The organism is Thalassovita mediterranea, assembly GCA_019448215.1.
Lineage (GTDB): Bacteria > Pseudomonadota > Alphaproteobacteria > Caulobacterales > Hyphomonadaceae > Henriciella.
On sequence record CP080408.1, the window covers coordinates 1,271,842 to 1,289,149 of the forward strand.

19 protein-coding genes and 1 tRNA gene are annotated in these 17,308 nt (G+C 61.6%); 10 read left to right on the forward strand and 10 right to left on the reverse strand.

Annotation, left to right across the window (positions count from 1 at the left end; translation table 11 throughout):
• Positions 1 to 4 precede the first annotated feature (4 nt).
• Complete coding sequence (locus tag KUV46_06270; GenBank protein ID QYJ01993.1) at positions 5 to 535, forward strand: tetratricopeptide repeat protein; 531 nt, start codon at positions 5 to 7, stop codon at positions 533 to 535.
• Entirely contained in the window at positions 532 to 1,494 is a 963-nt protein-coding gene (locus tag KUV46_06275; GenBank protein ID QYJ01994.1) for an alpha/beta hydrolase, read from the forward strand. Before KUV46_06270 ends, KUV46_06275 begins: the two co-directional genes overlap by 4 nt.
• Here KUV46_06275 and KUV46_06280 read toward each other — a convergent pair.
• The 4 genes from KUV46_06280 to msrA form a co-directional block, all read right to left on the reverse strand.
• Positions 1,482 to 2,960, reverse strand: a complete 1,479-nt coding sequence (locus KUV46_06280) for an alkaline phosphatase (protein QYJ02364.1) — start codon at positions 2,958 to 2,960, stop codon at positions 1,482 to 1,484. The genes KUV46_06275 and KUV46_06280 overlap by 13 nt on opposite strands.
• 140 nt (positions 2,961 to 3,100) lie before the next feature.
• Positions 3,101 to 4,030 carry a DMT family transporter gene (locus KUV46_06285; GenBank protein QYJ01995.1) on the reverse strand — a complete coding sequence of 310 codons (930 nt, stop codon included), beginning with the start codon at positions 4,028 to 4,030 and terminating at the stop codon, positions 3,101 to 3,103.
• Between the two features lie 10 nt (positions 4,031 to 4,040).
• On the reverse strand, positions 4,041 to 4,886 hold the full coding sequence (gluQRS, locus tag KUV46_06290; protein ID QYJ01996.1) for a tRNA glutamyl-Q(34) synthetase GluQRS: 846 nt from the start codon (positions 4,884 to 4,886) through the stop codon (positions 4,041 to 4,043).
• A 21-nt stretch (positions 4,887 to 4,907) separates the two neighbouring features.
• Entirely contained in the window at positions 4,908 to 5,561 is a 654-nt protein-coding gene (gene msrA / locus KUV46_06295) for a peptide-methionine (S)-S-oxide reductase MsrA (protein QYJ01997.1), read from the reverse strand.
• A 108-nt stretch (positions 5,562 to 5,669) separates the two neighbouring features.
• Here msrA and KUV46_06300 point away from each other — a divergent pair.
• A tRNA-Ser gene (locus KUV46_06300) sits at positions 5,670 to 5,760 on the forward strand.
• 59 nt (positions 5,761 to 5,819) lie between these two features.
• Entirely contained in the window at positions 5,820 to 6,422 is a 603-nt protein-coding gene (locus tag KUV46_06305; protein ID QYJ01998.1) for a hypothetical protein, read from the forward strand.
• An 18-nt stretch (positions 6,423 to 6,440) separates the two neighbouring features.
• Here the strand turns inward: KUV46_06305 and KUV46_06310 are convergent, their stop codons facing one another.
• A complete protein-coding gene (locus KUV46_06310) occupies positions 6,441 to 7,616 on the reverse strand; it encodes a CoA transferase (protein QYJ01999.1) in 1,176 nt (391 codons plus the stop codon).
• Positions 7,617 to 7,739: 123 nt separating this feature from the next.
• Between KUV46_06310 and KUV46_06315 the strand changes: the two genes are divergently transcribed.
• Genes KUV46_06315 through KUV46_06340 form a run of 6 tightly spaced genes read left to right on the forward strand, consistent with a single transcriptional unit; the run spans position 7,740 to position 13,072 of the window.
• Complete coding sequence (locus KUV46_06315) at positions 7,740 to 8,498, forward strand: phosphoribosylanthranilate isomerase (GenBank protein ID QYJ02000.1); 759 nt, start codon at positions 7,740 to 7,742, stop codon at positions 8,496 to 8,498.
• Complete coding sequence (gene trpB, locus KUV46_06320) at positions 8,419 to 9,630, forward strand: tryptophan synthase subunit beta (protein QYJ02001.1); 1,212 nt, start codon at positions 8,419 to 8,421, stop codon at positions 9,628 to 9,630. The genes KUV46_06315 and trpB overlap by 80 nt, the downstream gene beginning before the upstream one ends.
• Before the next feature lie 3 nt (positions 9,631 to 9,633).
• Entirely contained in the window at positions 9,634 to 9,963 is a 330-nt protein-coding gene (locus KUV46_06325; protein ID QYJ02002.1) for a divalent-cation tolerance protein CutA, read from the forward strand.
• The gene (gene trpA, locus KUV46_06330) at positions 9,963 to 10,790 is read left to right on the forward strand and encodes a tryptophan synthase subunit alpha (protein ID QYJ02003.1); all 828 of its coding nucleotides are present in this window, start codon (positions 9,963 to 9,965) and stop codon (positions 10,788 to 10,790) included. The genes KUV46_06325 and trpA overlap by 1 nt, the downstream gene beginning before the upstream one ends.
• A gap of 27 nt (positions 10,791 to 10,817) precedes the next feature.
• Positions 10,818 to 11,807, forward strand: a complete 990-nt coding sequence (locus KUV46_06335) for an acetyl-CoA carboxylase carboxyl transferase subunit beta (GenBank protein QYJ02004.1) — start codon at positions 10,818 to 10,820, stop codon at positions 11,805 to 11,807.
• A complete protein-coding gene (locus KUV46_06340) occupies positions 11,804 to 13,072 on the forward strand; it encodes a bifunctional folylpolyglutamate synthase/dihydrofolate synthase (GenBank protein ID QYJ02005.1) in 1,269 nt (422 codons plus the stop codon). The genes KUV46_06335 and KUV46_06340 overlap by 4 nt, the downstream gene beginning before the upstream one ends.
• Before the next feature lie 198 nt (positions 13,073 to 13,270).
• Here the strand turns inward: KUV46_06340 and KUV46_06345 are convergent, their stop codons facing one another.
• The 5 genes from KUV46_06345 to trxA form a co-directional block, all read right to left on the reverse strand.
• On the reverse strand, positions 13,271 to 13,864 hold the full coding sequence (locus tag KUV46_06345) for a hypothetical protein (protein ID QYJ02006.1): 594 nt from the start codon (positions 13,862 to 13,864) through the stop codon (positions 13,271 to 13,273).
• Between the two features lie 176 nt (positions 13,865 to 14,040).
• Complete coding sequence (locus KUV46_06350) at positions 14,041 to 14,640, reverse strand: hypothetical protein (GenBank protein ID QYJ02007.1); 600 nt, start codon at positions 14,638 to 14,640, stop codon at positions 14,041 to 14,043.
• 102 nt (positions 14,641 to 14,742) lie between these two features.
• Positions 14,743 to 14,910 carry a hypothetical protein gene (locus KUV46_06355; protein ID QYJ02008.1) on the reverse strand — a complete coding sequence of 56 codons (168 nt, stop codon included), beginning with the start codon at positions 14,908 to 14,910 and terminating at the stop codon, positions 14,743 to 14,745.
• Positions 14,911 to 15,293: 383 nt separating this feature from the next.
• A complete protein-coding gene (locus tag KUV46_06360; GenBank protein ID QYJ02009.1) occupies positions 15,294 to 16,085 on the reverse strand; it encodes an SDR family oxidoreductase in 792 nt (263 codons plus the stop codon).
• An 879-nt stretch (positions 16,086 to 16,964) separates the two neighbouring features.
• Positions 16,965 to 17,282: a thioredoxin gene (gene trxA / locus KUV46_06365; GenBank protein QYJ02010.1), complete on the reverse strand. Its 318-nt coding sequence runs from the start codon at positions 17,280 to 17,282 to the stop codon at positions 16,965 to 16,967.
• Positions 17,283 to 17,308 lie beyond the last annotated feature (26 nt).

Consider the following 17,308-nt stretch of genomic DNA (forward strand, 5'->3'; position numbering starts at 1 on the left):
AGGCATGCTCAAGGCTCTCTTCATCGCCAGCGTCATCTCCGCCAGCGGCCCGCAATACGGGCCGAGTGATGAGATGTTCGATGAGCTGAAGAATGCTCCCAGCGAGGAAGAAGCCAGCTCCACCGCGACCGATATCTGGGCGGCCTGGCTCGAAAGCGGCTCAGCCGCTGCAGATCTTGTCATGCAGCGCGCCGTGGAAGCCCAGAATCTCGGTGATCTGGAACTCGCGCGTGAGCTTCTTGACCGCGTGATCGCGATCCAGCCGGCCTATGCCGAAGCCTATACCCGGCGCGCCGCCCTGTTTCTTGTAGATGAGAACTTCCCCGAAGCCCTGCGCGACCTCAACGAGGCGATCCGGCTGGAGCCGCGTCACTTCGGGGCGTGGACAGGGCTTGGCAGGATCCTCGAAACGCTCGGCGCAAAGGATGAAGCGCTCGAAGCCTACCGCGAAGCACTGAAAATCTATCCAACGCTTCAAGTCGCGCGCGCCGCTGAATCGCGCCTCGTCCGCGAAAAGAACGGTCAGGGGCTTTGAAGATATTCCTCACGGCTGTCATTTTGCTGCTTGCGCTCGGCGGTGTCGGCGCTTGCGTCCACAGTGCTGTCTACACCAGCAATGTCGAGGAGAAGTATCCGCCGATCGGGAGCATGGTCGATGTGAACGGCAAGCCCGTCCATGTCATCGAAGCGGGCGAGGCGTCGGCGCCGCCCGTTCTGATGATCCACGGCGCGTCGGCCAATGCGCGTGAGTTCACCTTCACCCTCGCCCCGCGTCTGGAGGACAACTTTCACGTCCTGATGGCAGACCGGCCCGGGCATGGCTATTCAGGCCGTCCGCAAGGGTCGGAAACGCTTGAGGTGCAAGCCGCGCAAATGGCGGGCGTCCTGAGGCAGCTAGCGCCAGACCAGAAAGCCGTCATCGTCGGCCACTCCTATGGCGGCGCTGTCGCACTTCGGCTGGCACTCGATAATCCGGACCTCGTGAGCGGCGTCGTTCTTCTGGCACCGGTGACGCATGACTGGGGCGGGGGCGGCGAGACTTGGTACAACAAGATTGCGGGGCCGCCCGTGATTGGGCCGATCTTCTCGCAACTCGTTCCGCTCGTCGCGCCCTCTATGGTGAAAAGCGGCATCGACGGCGTGTTCGACCCGAAAGATGCGCCGGACGGCTATTATTCAGACGCTGCGATCGGCCTTCTTTTCCGCCCGCCAAGCTTCCGCGCGAATGCAGATGACATGAATGTCCTGCAGGAAGAGCTCGCAGCCCAGCAGGACCGCTATCCCGAGCTCAACATGCCGGTCGTGCTGTTTTCAGGCGCCAGGGACACTGTGATTGATCCGAAGCTTCATGCGGGTAAGATCAAGCATCAGGTCAGCGATTTTGAGCTGGTCGCACTGCCTGACACGGGGCACATGCCCCACCATGATCATGGCGGCGAGATTGCGGACGTGATCCGCCGCCTCGCCGCCGGGAATGATGATCAGTCTTCGTAGGTAACGAGGCCGCTCGCGCGTCCCATCACATGGAAGATCTCGTTCTGCTCGATCGTGCCGCGGACCAGTTCTGCGCCCGGGCCGCTTGCATAGACAGGCACATCCTCACCGGCATGGGTTTCTGAGCCCTGAAAGACCAGTGCCTGCTGGTGGAAGTCCTTGTCGGTCGTGTCGACGCTTGTGAGGTCCGCGCGCGCGCAGTCCTCTTCACCCGGAGGGCAGCCCGTTTCGCCATTCGCGTAACCCAGCGTGGTGTACGGCTTGCCATCATCGGCGCGGGCAACACCGCCCGGACCATAGGCAACCTTGCCGAGGATCGGGTTGCCGCGCACCGGATAGCCGGCAATCGTCAATGTGTGTGAATGGTCGGCTGTGACGATGATCAGCGTGTCTTCAGCGTCCGTCATATCGAGCGCGGCCTGAACCGCCTCATCCAGCGCTGCCGTGTCGCCCAGCGCGCGGGCCGCGTTGACGCCGTGATGGGCGTGATCGATCCGGCCAGCTTCGACCAGAAGCACATATCCGTCATCGTCCTGCGACAGGCGCGTGATCGCAGCGCTGGTCAGTTCAGCCAGCGACGGCTCGCCTGCCGGGTCATCAGCGCGGTCGAGCTCGTACTGCATGTGCGACGGCTCAAACAGGCCGAGGACGCGCGCGCTGCTTGCAAAATCAATGGCGTCGAAGCCTGCCTGGTCGGTGATGTAGACATGGTCATCAGACTTGGCGGTCCAGACTTCGGTGAGGTCTGCTTCATCGACGCGGCGACCTGCGGCTTCGCCGGTTTCCGGGTCGGTCATGCTGGCGGGGAAGAAGGCGCCGCGCCCGCCGCCGAGAACAACTTCAAAGCCGTCACCGGCGTCCCAGTCGACAAGCTGGCGGGCGATGTCCTTGCAGTCTGTGCCACCGACCTGATTGTCGTCTTCCCAGTTGCGGTCAGCACTCTCGGCATAGGTTGCCGCAGGCGTCGCGTGTGTAATGCGCGCGGTCGAGACAATGCCTGTCGCGAGACCTGCATTCTCCGCAATCTCGAAGATGGAATCGGTGCTCTGCCCGCCCACCGACGCGCAGTTGCCATAGGCGATGCCGGACCGCAGCCCGAGCGTGCGGGACAACGTCTTGATGCCGGACATCATCGCCGTCGCCGTCGAGGCGCTATCGGCGACCTGTGCGTCATGGCTGTAGGTCTTGGAGAAGGCCGAATACGGCAGGCTTTCCATGGCGAGCCGGTAGCTTTCCCCGTCGAGCCCCTTCTGCTGGCCGGCATAGATCCGGCCAGCCGTGATGGTCGAAACGCCCATACCGTCCCCGACGAAGAGGATGACATTCTTGGCGCGCGGCTCGAAATCGTCTCCTGCGCGCGACTGAACGGCGGTCTTCGCCGACACGTAGTAATCATCGCCAGCCTGCTGAGGCACGACGCCGGTTCGCGCGAGCGCAGGCGCTGTGTCAGCCTCTGCTACCTCCATTGGCGGCACGGCCGCATCAACTGGGGCCACTTCGGCCGGTGCGGTTGCGCAGGCCGCGATTGCCGCGCTGCTGGTCATCGCAAGAAGGAGCGCGCGGAAGGCGCCTGTGTTTGGCTTGGTCATGGCGAAAATCTCCTGTTTCAGGCGCGGTTTGTAGCTTCAGCTTGTGACGGTTTTGACTCAGTCTGGCGGCGTCGTTTCACCCCGCCCTGCGATAGCCAGATGCCAAGCAGGATGAGACCGGCGCCGCCACCTTGTAGCAGGGACAGCGACTCGCCGAAAAGTTGCCAGGAAAGCGCGGCCGCAAAGACCGGCTGGATCAGAACGATGATACCGGCCACGGCGGCCGGCGTGCGGCCGAGCCCTGCAATGATCAGTCCCTGGCCGCCAACTTGGGCGACAAGCGCAAGGAAGAGCGGGGCGGCAAAGCCCTGCGGCGTTTCCGGCAGGAAAGACTCGCCAGATGCGAGCACGACCAGACCGGCCACGACGGCTTCGGTCACGGTCAGCCAGAAGATGACATCCATGGCGCCGAGCTTGTTACGGGACATTTTCGAGAACAGCATGTAGCCCGCGACCATGATCGCTGCGCCGACCGCCAGCAGGTCGCCGCGAATATCGGCCTGACCATTCGCGCCGCCGCCCTGGGACAGCGCCGCGGCACCCGCGACGGCCACAGCGACCGCGACGAACCAGATCGGCTTCGGACGCTCCTTCAGGACTAGCCAGGCGACAAAGCCGACGCAGACATTGCCCATATTCACGATGAAGGTGGCATTCGCGACCGTGGTCAGCGTCAGCGCCCAGTGCCAGAGCGCAATGTCCAGCGCGAACAGCGTGCCTGCCAGCATGATGAGCGGCGTGATCTTTTTCGGCATGCGCCGCTCAATGCCGATGAGCAGGATAAAGAGCATCGGGATGGCAAACACATAGCGCCAGAAAGCGATCGCCTGCGGGCCCAGCGTGTCGAGCCCCATGCGCAGGCCGATCGGCGCGAGGCCGATGCAAAGACCGCCCAGAAGCAGCAAGAGAGGGCCAAGCCATGCGCGGCTGTTTGCGGTGTCGCTCATACTGTCTGCCTCAAACGCCCGCGAGCCTTTTAACGTCCTGTGGCGTTAACCCCGCCTCGCGAAGACTCGCAAGACTTTGTGATTCAAAGCGTTTGGCCAGCTTCTGTCCATCCGGGCCGAGGATCAGCGGATGGTGGGTATAGATGGGCGTTGGCCAATCCATAAGCGTCTGTAACAACACATGAATATGTGCAGCATCTTCGAGGTCGGTGCCGCGTATGACATGCGTGATGTCCTGAAGCGCATCATCATGTGTGCACGCGACATGATAGGCCGTCGGCGCGTCCTTGCGGGTGAGGTTGATGTCGCCGTGAAGCTCTGGCCGGGCCTTTTCGATGCGCGTTTGCGCATCAAGGTCGCGGACTTCGAAGCTCAGCCGGTCATAGTCCGGCCCGAGATAATCGCGGCATCTCGCAAGCGACAGCCGCCAGGCAAACGGCGCTTCCTGTGACAGGCGCTCGGCCTCAAGGTCGGCTGGCAGGGGCCGCCCCGTAAACGGGCTGCCGGGGGCAAGGCCTGCCGCTTCGGCCTCTGCGGCCATTTCGGTCCGCGTGCGGAAACAGCGATAGGTCAGGCCAAGTTCGGTCAGCCGGTCCACAACCCGGTTATAGTCCTCGAAATGCTCTGACTGGATGCGGGGTTCGCCCGCCCATTCAAAGCCGAGCCAGGTCAGGTCTTCCAGTATGCCGCCCGTAAATTCCGGCTTGCAGCGCGTCTGGTCGATATCCTCGATGCGCAGCAGCACGTCTCCGCCCGCGCGCTCTGCTACCTTCCAGACGTGAAAGGCAGAGGCCGCGTGGCCGAGATGCAATCTTCCGGTCGGAGATGGCGCAAAGCGGGTCAGGAAATCGCTCACCCGGCCCGCTTAGCAAAAAGATCAGGCGCTGACACCCGTCGGCATCGGACAGGAGACGCCCGTGCCACCGATCCCGCAATAGCCGTTGGGGTTCTTGGCGAGATATTGCTGGTGATAGTCCTCGGCGTGATAGAACTCATCCAGCGGGCGGATCTCCGTCGTGATCTGGCCGCGGCCAGACTCCCTGAGCGCCTTCTGGAAGGTTTCGCGCGTCGCGGCCGCGATCTTTTCCTGCTCTTCGGTCGTGGTGAAGATGGCAGACCGGTACTGGGTGCCGATGTCATTGCCCTGGCGCATGCCCTGCGTCGGGTCATGGTTTTCCCAGAAGGCCTTGATCAGCGTGCTCGCCGTCACCTTGGACGGGTCATAGACGACGCGCACGACTTCGGTGTGGCCCGTCTTGCCCGAGCAGGTCTCCTCATAGGTCGGGTTGGGTGTCTCGCCGCCAGCATAGCCAGCCTGCGTGACCCAGACGCCGTCCATCTGCCAGAAAATGCGCTCCACACCCCAGAAACAGCCCATGCCGAAGACGATTTCCTCGAACCCGTCAGGAACGGGCGCGCTCATATCGTTGCCGTTCACGAAGTGGATGTCAGAAGTCGGTATGGCCTGCGCACGGCCGGGCAGCGCCTCGCCCTTCGCGGGCAGTTCAGCGGGCTTGCGGGTAAAGAACATGGGGTTCGTCCTTTCAATGTCTTCGCCCCCAATATGGGAATTCAGCAGCGCAGAAACAATCACGGGCTTGCGGTTGCCTAGCACCTTCCTCTATAGACGCGCCCTTGTGGTGAGGTGGCCGAGTGGTTGAAGGCGCACGCCTGGAACGCGTGTATACGGTAACCCCGTATCCAGGGTTCGAATCCCTGTCTCACCGCCACTCCCTTTTTTGCTGAAAAGCTTTGAAACCTCGACCGGCCATCTCGCGTTCGCGCCGGAATGATGGACTTCATCAGCAATAATTCCTCGGCCATCAGCGCGGTCGCCAATGTGATCATGGTCATGGTCTGGGTGACCTATCTGCAGCTCATGCTGAACGGGATCCTCCGCCAGCGCCGCTCCAGCCTGATCATCTCTTCATCGCTGAAGTCAGATGCTGCCGCCCGCTGCTTCATCTCGAATATGAGCGAAGGCAGCTTTCACATCCAGAACCTGACGGCGCGGGTGCACAGGGATGGCGAGGACCAGCTGAGCGACATCACAGAACCAGCCGCCGACAATCACTCACGGTCCTTCCAGACCCCGCTCTCCCATGGCGAGGCGCTCGAGCTAGGCTCATTCGAGGAATTGCTGGAGCGCTTCTCCGTCCAACGTGGTGAGATCGGCACCAGCGGGCTGACCCGTGACAATCCGCTCGAATTCCATGTCACAGTTGTCGGGATTCATGGGCCGAGCCGCAAACCCGTCGCCGCTCGCCGCCGCTTCGGGCTCTACCGCGACAAGGGCACGCTGCGGGCGTGCGGCATGACGCGGGAGACAGAGCAATTCCGATGGGGGCCGCGCAGGCGCCGCATCGTCGAGGCCAATCAGATCATCAACTAGTTTGGCGCTTACGGGCGCCTATTCATCACCCGCAGGCGCAAGCCCAAGCTCGCGCAGGACATCGTCGGTGTGCTCGCCAAGGCGAGGGGCAGGAGTGATTTCATGTTCTGCCTGACCGACAAAGCGCACCGGTGGTTTGACCTCCCAATAGGCGCCTTCGCTTGGATGTTCGCGCCGGGTGAAGAAGTTGACCGCCTTGAGGTGCGGATCTTCGCGCAGGTCTGAAATGTCATTCACGCGGGCGGCCGGGACGTCTGCCTTGCCGAGGATGTCGAGCAGCTGTTCGGTCGTGAAGTTCACGAAATGCGCCTGCACGCGGGACATCAGATAGTCGTGATTGAAGAAACGCCCGCGATAATCATTGATCCGTTCGTCTTCGAGCTCCTGCGGCTGACCGATCGCATCGAAAAGCGTCACCCAGCGATGGTCGACATAAGGGGCGATCGTGATCCAGCCATTCTGCGTGCGCACCGGCTGGCGGGAGGGGTCGATCTGGCGCTGGTAGTAATAAGGGCCGACTGGCGGGTCGAAGGCGGCTTCGTAGAAATGCTCCTCCAGCAGGAAGGAGGAGATGCATTCGAACATGGGCACTTCGACATGCACCGCCTCACCCGTGCGGGCGCGGTGATGTAGCGCAGCGAGGGTCGCGTACATGGCGTGCAGGCCCGATACCTTGTCTGCAAAGGCGGTGGGCAGGAAGCGCGGCGCTTCATTGCCATCGACTTGCGGCAGAAGGTTGCAGGCGCCTGCTAGCGACTGGATGAGATCGTCATAGGCCGGCTTGCCGGCATAGGGGCCTTCCGTCCCGAAACCGAGGCAATGGACGTACACAATGTCAGGCCGGATCGCTTTCACTTCCTCAAAAGTCAGGCCCAGCCGGGCGACCGCGTCGGGGCGGATATTGTGGATGAAGACGTCGCTTGCCTCGATCAGCTTCCTGATTGCCGCTTTGCCTTCATCAGATTTCATGTCCCAGACGACGGACCGCTTGCCGCGATTGATCGTCATGTGGCACGGGCCCATGCCGCGATTGTTGGCGGGCCTGCCAACATTGCGGAACGTATCGCCGCTGTCTGGCTCCAGCTTGACGACATCGGCGCCCATGTCCGCGAGCGTCTGCGTACAATAGGGGCCAAAGATCACCGTGGTCATGTCGGCGATCCTGATGTCGGACAAGAGAGACGTGGCGGGCATGGCAAACTCCTTCTCCTACTATTCAGCAATCTTGGGCGCGTTCGTAAACATTCCGCAGGAAGATCACGCAGGGTCAAAGCGCTGCAGCTTGACAGTCCGCCGTGTGAGGCTGACCTAGGCCGCATGGCAGAGGTCAAGATTTGCGGAATTTCGGACGCCGACATGGTGAAGGTCGCAGCGGAGGCTGGCGCCGACTGGGTCGGTTTTGTCCTCGTGCCAGCCAGTCCGCGGAATGTGCTCGGCAGCGGGGCGACACGTTTTGATCAGGTCACGGATTTGATGCTGGCGGCCGCCTCGAACGGTGTGCGCTCTGCCGTGCTGCTGTCAGATCCGGACCCAATTATCCTGCGCGGTGTTGGCGGCGCCGTGATGCCGGACGTGTTCCAGCTGCATGGCAAGGAATCGCCGGAATTTGTCTCCAATCTGCGCGCCAGCCTGCCCTCCTCTGTGGAGGTCTGGAAGGCGGTCGGTGTCTCGACCCGCGAAGAACTGGAAGAGGCCGCCCATCGCTATCGGGCGGCAGACCGGCTGTTGATCGACGCCAAGCCGCCAGAGGGGGCGACCCGAACAGGTGGGCACGGCGCCGCTTTCGACTGGTCCATTCTGGAGGGCTGGGAGGCTGCAAAGTCCTGGCTACTTGCCGGGGGCCTCACCCCGCACAATGTAGCGGGCGCAATCAAGGCAACTGGGGCACCCGCCGTCGATGTGTCGTCAGGCGTCGAACGCCAGCGCGGCATCAAGGATGCCGACCTCGTGCGTACCTTCATTGCGGCGGCGAAAAGTGCAGATTATGAGGGCTCTCATGAACAAGCCAAACACATGGGCACAATGGCCCGACGAGAAGGGCCGCTTCGGCGAATTTGGCGGGCGCTACGTCGCTGAAACGCTGATGCCGCTCGTCCTTGAACTCGAGGATGAATACCGCGCCGCCAAGAAGGACCCTGCCTTCCTGTCCCAGATGGACGATCTCTGGCGCAATTATGTCGGCCGTCCGTCCCCTCTGTATCACGCAGAGCGGATGAGCGAGCATTTTGGCGGGCCGAAGATCTACTTCAAACGCGACGAGCTCAATCATACCGGCGCGCACAAGATCAATAACTGCCTTGGCCAGGTCCTGCTCGCCATGCGGATGGGCAAGAAGCGCATCATCGCTGAGACCGGCGCGGGCCAGCACGGCGTCGCGACGGCGACGGTCTGTGCGCGCTTTGGCCTGCAATGCGTTGTCTTCATGGGCGCCACCGATGTTGAGCGCCAGAAGCCAAACGTCTTCCGGATGAAGATGCTGGGCGCTGAGATCGTGCCTGTGTCTTCTGGCACCGGCACCCTCAAGGACGCCATGAACGAGGCGCTGCGCGACTGGGTCACCAATGTGCACGACACGTTCTACGTGATCGGCACTGCGGCGGGCCCGCACCCCTATCCGGAACTGGTGCGCGACTTCCAGTCGGTCATCGGTCAGGAAGCCAAGAGCCAGATGATGGAACGCGAAGGCCGCCTGCCTGACGCTGTCATGGCCTGTATCGGCGGTGGGTCGAACGCAATCGGCCTCTTCCATCCCTTCATCGAGGATGAAGGCGTGCGCCTGATCGGCGTCGAAGCTTCTGGCCACGGTATTGAGACTGGCCAGCACGCCGCGGCGCTCAATGGCGGCAAGCCCGGCATCCTGCACGGCAACAAGACCTATCTCCTGCAGACAGATGATGGCCAGATCATCGACGCGCACTCGATTTCTGCCGGTCTCGACTATCCGGGCATTGGGCCGGAACACGCCTTCCTGCGCGACACGGGCCGGGCCGAATACCTGACCTGCACCGACAAGGAAGCGCTTGAGGGCTTCCAGCTCTGCACGCGTCTTGAAGGCATAATTCCTGCGCTGGAGCCTGCCCACGCAATCGCCCGCCTCGGCGATGTCTGCGAGACGATGGACAAGGACCAGATCCTCATCATGAACCTCTGCGGGCGCGGCGATAAGGACATCTTCTCTGTCGCCGAGCACCTCGGCATGGAGATCTAGGCGATGGCCAAAGCGCTCCTCATACGGATCACCTGCCCCTCGCAGGATGTTGCCCAGCAGATTGCTGATGCGGCCGTTGAAAAGCGGCTGGCCGCTTGCGGCAATATCGAAGGTCCTGTCTCGTCCACCTATCTCTGGAAAGGCGTTGTCGAGCAGGCATTCGAGCACATTCTCTGGCTGAAATCGGTCGAGAGCTGCTGGGAGGCGCTGGAAACCCTCGTGACTAGCCTCCACCCCTACGACATACCAGCTATGGTAGCCTGGCCTTGCACTCATGCGCTGGGTGAGTATGCAGCGTGGCTTGAAGAAAATACGGAAGCGCCTTCCCGCTAATGCCGACATCCCGAATTACTGCACGGTTCGACAAGGTTCGCGCCGAAGGCCGCGCCGCACTGGTCAGCTATATCATGGCGGGCGACCCCGACCTTGAGACCAGCTACGAGGCGCTTTGCGCTTTGCGCGACAATGGCGCTGACATCATCGAGCTTGGCGCGCCTTTTACCGACCCGATGGCAGACGGCCCGGCGATCCAGCGCGCTGGCCAGCGCAGCCTCAAGGCCGGCACGAAGCTCACCGACGTTCTGGCGCTGGCAAAGCGTTTCCGCGAAGACGATCAGGACACGCCGCTGATCCTGATGGGCTATGCCAACCCGGTCTTCCACCTTGGTTATGGCGCTTTTGCTGATGCGGCGGCCGATGCCGGGATCGATGGCACGATCCTCGTCGACCTTCCGCCTGAAGAAGATCATGAGCTGCGCGAAGCCTATGCGCGCCATGAGATTTCCGTCATCCGGCTGGCGACGCCAACCACGACCGAGAAGCGTATTGCAAAGGTCGCTGAGGGCGCTTCGGGCTTTCTCTACTATGTCGCCGTTGCCGGTGTGACCGGGTCCGGCTCTGCCGATCCGGAAGATATCCGTGAAGGCGTAGAGCGTGCCCGGCGCGTTTCCGGCCTCCCTGTCTGCGTCGGATTCGGCGTACGGACGGGGGAACAAGCCGCCGCCATGGCCGCTATTGCAGATGGGGTTGTCGTCGGGTCCGCATTCGTGGATCATGTACGAACATCTCTGGAAGCGGGCACGCCGGACGAAATCCCATCCAAAATCGGCGCGCTGGCAGCAGAACTGTCTGGCGCCCTCGCCGATACACGGCGAAACTAGGCAGTACAGTTTAGGAGTGACTCTGACATGAACTGGCTCACCAATTTCAGAACGCCCGGTTTGAAGACTTTCCTGTCTTCGAAGAAGGACACGCCCGATAATCTCTGGGTCAAATGCCCCAAATCCGGTGAGCTCGTCTATCGCTCCGACCTGGAAGAGAGCTGGTACGTAACTCCGGCAGGCGCGCATCTTCGCATTTCGCCGCGCCGCCGTTTCCGTCTCTTCTTCGACAATGAGCGCTGGGAGCCGGTGCAGCTTCCGCCGGTCCCGCAGGACCCGCTCAAATTCCGCGATGACAAGCCTTATCCGTCCCGCCTGAAGGCCGCCAAGTCCAAGCTGGCCGCCCGCGAGAAGGAAGAAAGCCCGGACGCGAGCCCGCCGATCTCGCAGGAAGACTGCATGGCGGCCGCCTTCGGACGTATCAAGGGCAAGCCCGCCGTCGTCTTGGTTCAGGACTTTGCCTTCATGGGCGGCTCGCTCGGCATGGCTGCCGGTGAAGCCTTCATTGCGGCAGCCCAGCTGGCCGTGGCCCGCAAGGCCGCTTTCATCGTCTGCACCGCTTCGGGCGGTGCGCGCATGCAGGAAGGGACGCTTTCCCTGATGCAGATGCCGCGCACGACGCTTGCCATTGATGAAGTCCGCGAAGCTGGCCTTCCCTATATCGTCGTCCTGACCGACCCGACTTCGGGCGGTGTTTCTGCCTCCTATGCGATGCTCGGCGACGTTCATATCGCTGAACCGGGCGCCATGATCGCCTTCTCCGGTCCGCGCGTGATCGAGCAGACCATCCGCGAGAAACTGCCGGACGGCTTCCAGCGCTCTGAATTCCTGCGCCAGAAGGGCCAGGTCGATATCGTTAGTGACCGGCGCGAGCTGAAAGCAACGGTTGGGCGCCTTCTCGCCCATCTGATGCCGAAACGCGCGACGGACGAGACGCCAATCGGCCCGCTGAAAGCGCCCTTGGCCGACGTCCCGGCGCCGGAATCCAAGGACAAGTCCAAGGGCAAGAAAGCTTGATCGACGCCCAGCTTGGCGTCGAAACGGCGCTCAAACGGTTCGAACGCTACAATCCCAAAGACCGTATCCTCGCGCTCGACCGGCTTCTGGTCGTGCTGGAGGAGCTTGGCAATCCGCATCTAGACCTTCCCCCCGTCATCCATGTCGGCGGCACGAATGGCAAAGGCTCCACCACGGCCTTCATCCGCGCCATGGCGGAGGCGGCGGGCCTTTCCGTCCACACATCAACCTCGCCGCATCTCGTCCGTTTCAATGAGCGGATCCGGCTTGCCGGCAAGCTGATCGAGGATGACTACCTCGTTTCCTGCCTCGAACGGGTCGAGGCCGCCCTCAAGGGCCATCGCCAGATCACCCATTTTGAGGCCGCCCAAGCCGCCAGTTTCCTCGCCTTCCATGAGACCCCGGCAGACCTCCTCATCCTCGAGGTCGGGCTTGGCGGGCGGTATGATGCCTCCAATGTCATCAAGGCCGCCGCCTGTAGTGTTTTCTGCCCCATCGACCTCGATCATCAGGCCTTTCTCGGCAATACGATCACCAAGATCGCGACCGACAAGGCGGGCATTCTGAAGCCCGGTTGCCCGGCCGTTTCCGCCATCCAGAACGAGGAGGCGAAAGCCGCGCTGGAGGCCGAAGCCGCCCGCACCGGCAATGAGATCGACTTCCTCACCCCCGATGACCTCGCCCTGATCCAGCCGCCGCTGGGCCTCTGGGGCGAGCACCAGTTTGCCAACGCCGCCCTCGCCGCAAAGGCACTGAAAGCCGCGAACATTCAGGGCATTACACCTAAGGCCATTGCCCAGGGCGCGGCCTCTGCCCGCTGGCCTGCCCGGATGCAGCGGCTCTCCACCGGCCCGGTCACCGCACTTGCCGGTGAGAAGCCGGTCTGGCTCGATGGCGGTCATAATCCCCATGCGGGACGGGCGCTTTCTGCCGTGCTCGACACGCTGGACAGCGAAGAGCCTGCCAAGCGGACCATGCTCGTCTCGGCCATGCTGGCCAACAAGGATGCGCGCGGCTTTTTCGCCGCCCTAAACCGGCCCGGCCTTCGCGTCTTTACCTGCCCCATCGACAATAATGAGAACAGTTTTACGCCCGAGGAGCTCGCCAATGCAGCCCGCGAGGCGGGAGCGGGCGCTGAGGCCCATCAGAGCTTCCGCGCTGCGATGGAAGCGGCACGAGCAGCGGGCGCTGAGCGTATCCTCATCTGCGGCTCCCTCTATCTGGCGGGCAAGGTGCTGGCCCTCAATGATGAGCTGCCTGACTAGGTTTGTTGCCTCTTTCCTCCTCGTCCTTCGACTTCGCTCAGGATGAGGAGGAAAGGTTTCAGATTACGATTTCTTCCCTGACCTTTCCATTTCTTGATCCTCATCCTGAGCCTGTCGAAGGATGAAGCGGCAAAAAAACCTGCGCGTGCGGCCACAGACCCGGCGGATCTGTGGGATGTGGCCCGAAATGTCCCCCTTTCAGCTCGTATTGAACCAGTCGCGCAGAACGTCATTGCCGTGCAGCATGAGGCTGGTTGTGAGGAGGGCGAGCTGCGGGGCGGTGCGGTGCTGGCCGGCCAGCGGCAGGATAACGGGGCGCGGTTCGCCTTCGGCTTTGAGGCGGTCAAGAATGCGCGCCATGCGCCGGGCGAGCGGCATCGGGTTATCAAGATGGTGCAGGAGTGTGCCCAGACGGTGCAGCAGCGGTGCACTGGCGGTGTTTCTGCGCGTGGGTGCCGTGCGCAGGGCGCGAAGGTGCTCAAACGGTGTTCCGGCCTGGCCAAGCTTTGGCAGGAGTTTGAAGGCGCCTGCTCTGGTTTTCGCGGTTTGGGGTTCGCGCGCCGGCGGGATGAAGGTCGCTTTTGCGGGCGGCGTCAGCTCGACTTCTGAAGCAAGGAGCAGGATCAGGCGGCGCAGCAGGATCTCAATGAATCTGATCTGCCTGCGGGCATAGCGCGCGAGGGTCTGCGTCACCTCAGGCCTGAAATCGACGCTCAACCGGTCCATCACCTCCACAACCGCCTCGCGGACAGTGGAAAAGCCTTCCTCGATGAAACCGGTAAGCTGGGTCATGGGAGGGAGGATAGGGCGAGGCGGCGTACGGTGGGAAAGTTCTCATACAGCGTAACCAATTACATGCCGGACTGACCGGCGCGCCTCGGAACTTGCGAAGGCCGCTACGCGAGTGCCGCGAACGGCCTTAAGATACGCTTGACCCGACCTCCGGAAGATAGGAATTCGAGCGCCGACTAAGAGCGGCTCTCTGCCTCCTCAAGCAAGCCCTCGAAATAATCCAAAGCTCTTCTCGCTACAGTTATTGGCGAGTTGTCCTGCAGCGCCTCACCTAAATGGGTTTCTGGCGGGGCGTAATTTACATCCCCTCGGCCGGTAACCGTCGCCAGTACAACACGCTCTGGTTTGAAATCGATTAAAACTGGTTTCCCGTCCAAAGATTGGACTTTGAGCGATTTCCCCGGGCCGATGTCTCCTGTTACGCGGACGTGGGAGGAATACCCCTCGCCGGGTACTCCAATACTTAAGCTTGAGGGCTCTTGATTGATCACTGGATCAAGCCCGTGCTCATCATCATCACGAGCCTGAAACAGATACTGTAGTAGCGGGTCCGCTCGCCTCGTTGCCTTCACGCCACCAAACCATTGGGCATTCTGAGGCGACGTCTTCGCGCCTTGTTCTAGGCTTGTATAAATGTTCTTGGCTGCTGTCAGGAAGGTGTACCAAGTGTCAGAAAAGGACTGCACATCCTCACATCTTTCTAGATCGGCCACGGCTTTATGAGCGGTTCGCAGGCGACTTTGAGCTTTCGTTATCGCTTTGGGGTTGAGTTCCAATTCGGATGCCTCCGGCCACATCACAAACTTCGGCTACATGGTAGTAGCGATGTTGTCGGATGCGAGATTAACGGTGGTTACTCGCCGACTGAAGATCCATGTTTAGTTTTCAGTTTCATTGAGCTTACGAAGTTCTACTTTGATTTGTCCCAGTTGATGGGCAATGTACTCTAAAGCAGTTGCTACTCGCGCTTGCTCTGACACTTGTGTTCCCGGAACAGGTAAAAATTCACGTTCGAAATATTTTTTGACGTTTTCGATAGAAGACATGTTTGCCTCAAAAAGAGGAGACGATTGACATCGAGCCGTCCCGCAAGAAGAGCGGAATACAAGCTTTTCATCCGTCTCAGGTTAGATCTTTAGCGGTCTGCTCCAATTCAACGCGTAGCAGATTTTTCTATCTAATGATGAATCGCTCAAAAGAGTCCATAGCGGTGTTGTTGTTTTGTTCCGTCACGGCTTATCCCCAAGGAAGTCCCCACTGGTCGAAGCCGCAAGTCAGCGACCAATCTTCTCGCATTTTCGGCGCCCTTCCGAGAACCCTGCGTAGGCAGGGGTCCATGGTGGCCTCTTTCGGGGCTGTGACACGGTTCGGCTGGAGCATTCTAGATGCCTGCCTTCGCAGGCATCTTCGGGAGGGAGGGGATTAACCCTCAAGCATTCTTGATCGTCAGGCCGCCATCGACCGGGATGTGGACGCCGTTGAGGAAGCTTGCGGCTGGCAGCACGACTGAGAGCGTCATATTGGCGACTTCCTCCGGGATGCCGTAACGGCGGAGCGGCACGCGGCGCTTGGCGTAGATGGTCTTGTGCTCTTCGGAGATGCCAGCGGTGATGCCGGTGCGGATGGGGCCGGGGCAGATGCAGTTGACGGTGATGTCCATGTCTTCCTCGCGGCCAAGGTCGCAGGCGAGACCGCGGGTCAGGCCGATGACGCCATGCTTGGCAGCGACGTAAGGCGAGTTTCCGGGGGTCGCGCCGAGGCCTTCAGTGGAGGCGACGTTCACGATGCGGCCAAACTTTGCCTTGCGCATATAGGGCAGGGCCGCGCGGATGGCGCGCTGGTGGCTGGTCAGCATGACGTTGATGCTCGGGCCCCAGCTATCCTCATAGCTTTCCTCGGCGACATTGGCCGGAATGGCGAAACCAGCATTGTTGACGAGGATTTCGAGGCCGCCGAAATGCTCGGCAGCTTCCTTGACGACGCGCTTGATGGCGTCCCCATCGCCGACATCCATGGCCCAGCCTTTGACGTTCTCGAAGCCGGCGGCCTTGATCTCTTCCACGACCTTGTCGACGGCGTCCTGTTTGAGGTCGGTCACGGCGACATTCGCGCCTTCATGGGCAAAGAGGTGAGCGGTCGCCCGGCCCATGCCGGAGGCGGCGCCGGTGATAAGGGCGGTCTTGCCTTTGATCGAGCGGGAAAGCGGCTGGTACGGCTCCATGGGCGGGTCTCCTCCGTGATGTTTTTTGTTGAGGATGGCGTAGGGGGCAAGCGGGGCTTCGTCCATGGGTGACGTGCGGGGAGGCGGATTGGGTTTGAGAGTCCGCAATTTGCCGTCATCCCGGAATTCGCTTCAGCGAATATCCGGGACCCATGGCGGTTGAGGTTTCGCTTACCATGAGGGGATGGGGCGTTGGCGATTGGTGCGAGCGACCGGACAACCACTCGCTTCAGTGCCCTCACCCCTGACCCCTCTCCCGCGATCGGGAGAGGGGGGGAGGTCGGGTGTGGGAGGGTGCGCCCAGCCGCCATGGGTCCCGGATAGAGCCTGCGGCTCTTCCGGGATGACGGGAATGGGGGGTGGTTTTGAGTTGGCGTCACCCTCGACCGCGGAGCGGTCTGAGGGTCCATCTCCTGATCTTTATGTTTGGGATTGGCGGGGGGCGGCGGGAGATGGGCTCCCAGATGAGCTGGCGCTCATCGGGAGTGACGCGGGACGAGGGGGCGGGTGTCCGATCTTCTTTTCCGGGTCAAGGGTGAAATCCTGCGGACGCAAAGCGCCCTTGACCCGGAAAAGAAGTTCGAAAGAGGCTGGCTGTGGCCGAATGGCAGGGTCTGCCATTCGGCCTGAATGGACTGAACAGCTTTTTTGAGAAGGTATGCCCCCATCGACCCGCTTTCGCGGGCCACTTCCCCCGCATGCGGGGGAAGAAGAACCACCTTTGGTGTAATGCCATCCTCACCCGTCTACGGGGGAGGTGCCCGGCAGGGCGGAGGGGGTGGGTGGCTTGGTGGTGAGAGGTTTGCCTGCCGTGCAAAGAAAAAGCCCGCCGCGGTTTGGCCGGGCGGGCTTTTCGGTATCTGACAGGTCAGCGCGGGTTTACGCGCTTTCCTTGATCCATTCGGCGATGCGTTGTTTGGACATCGCGCCGAGATGGGTGGCGGTGACTTTGCCGTCCTTGAACATCATCAGGGTTGGCAGGCCGCGCACGCCAAATTTGGAGGCGGCGACGGGGTTTTCGTCGACATTGATCTTGGCGATCTTCACCTTGTCGGCCATTTCCTCAGCCACGGCTTCGAGGTGGGGGGACATCTGCTTACACGGGCCGCACCACTCGGCCCAGAAGTCGACCACGACCGGCTTGTCACCGGCTACGGCGTCTTCGAAATTGTCGTCTGTAATCGTTTCGGCGGCCATTTGTGCCTCCTTTGCTCTTTGTCTGC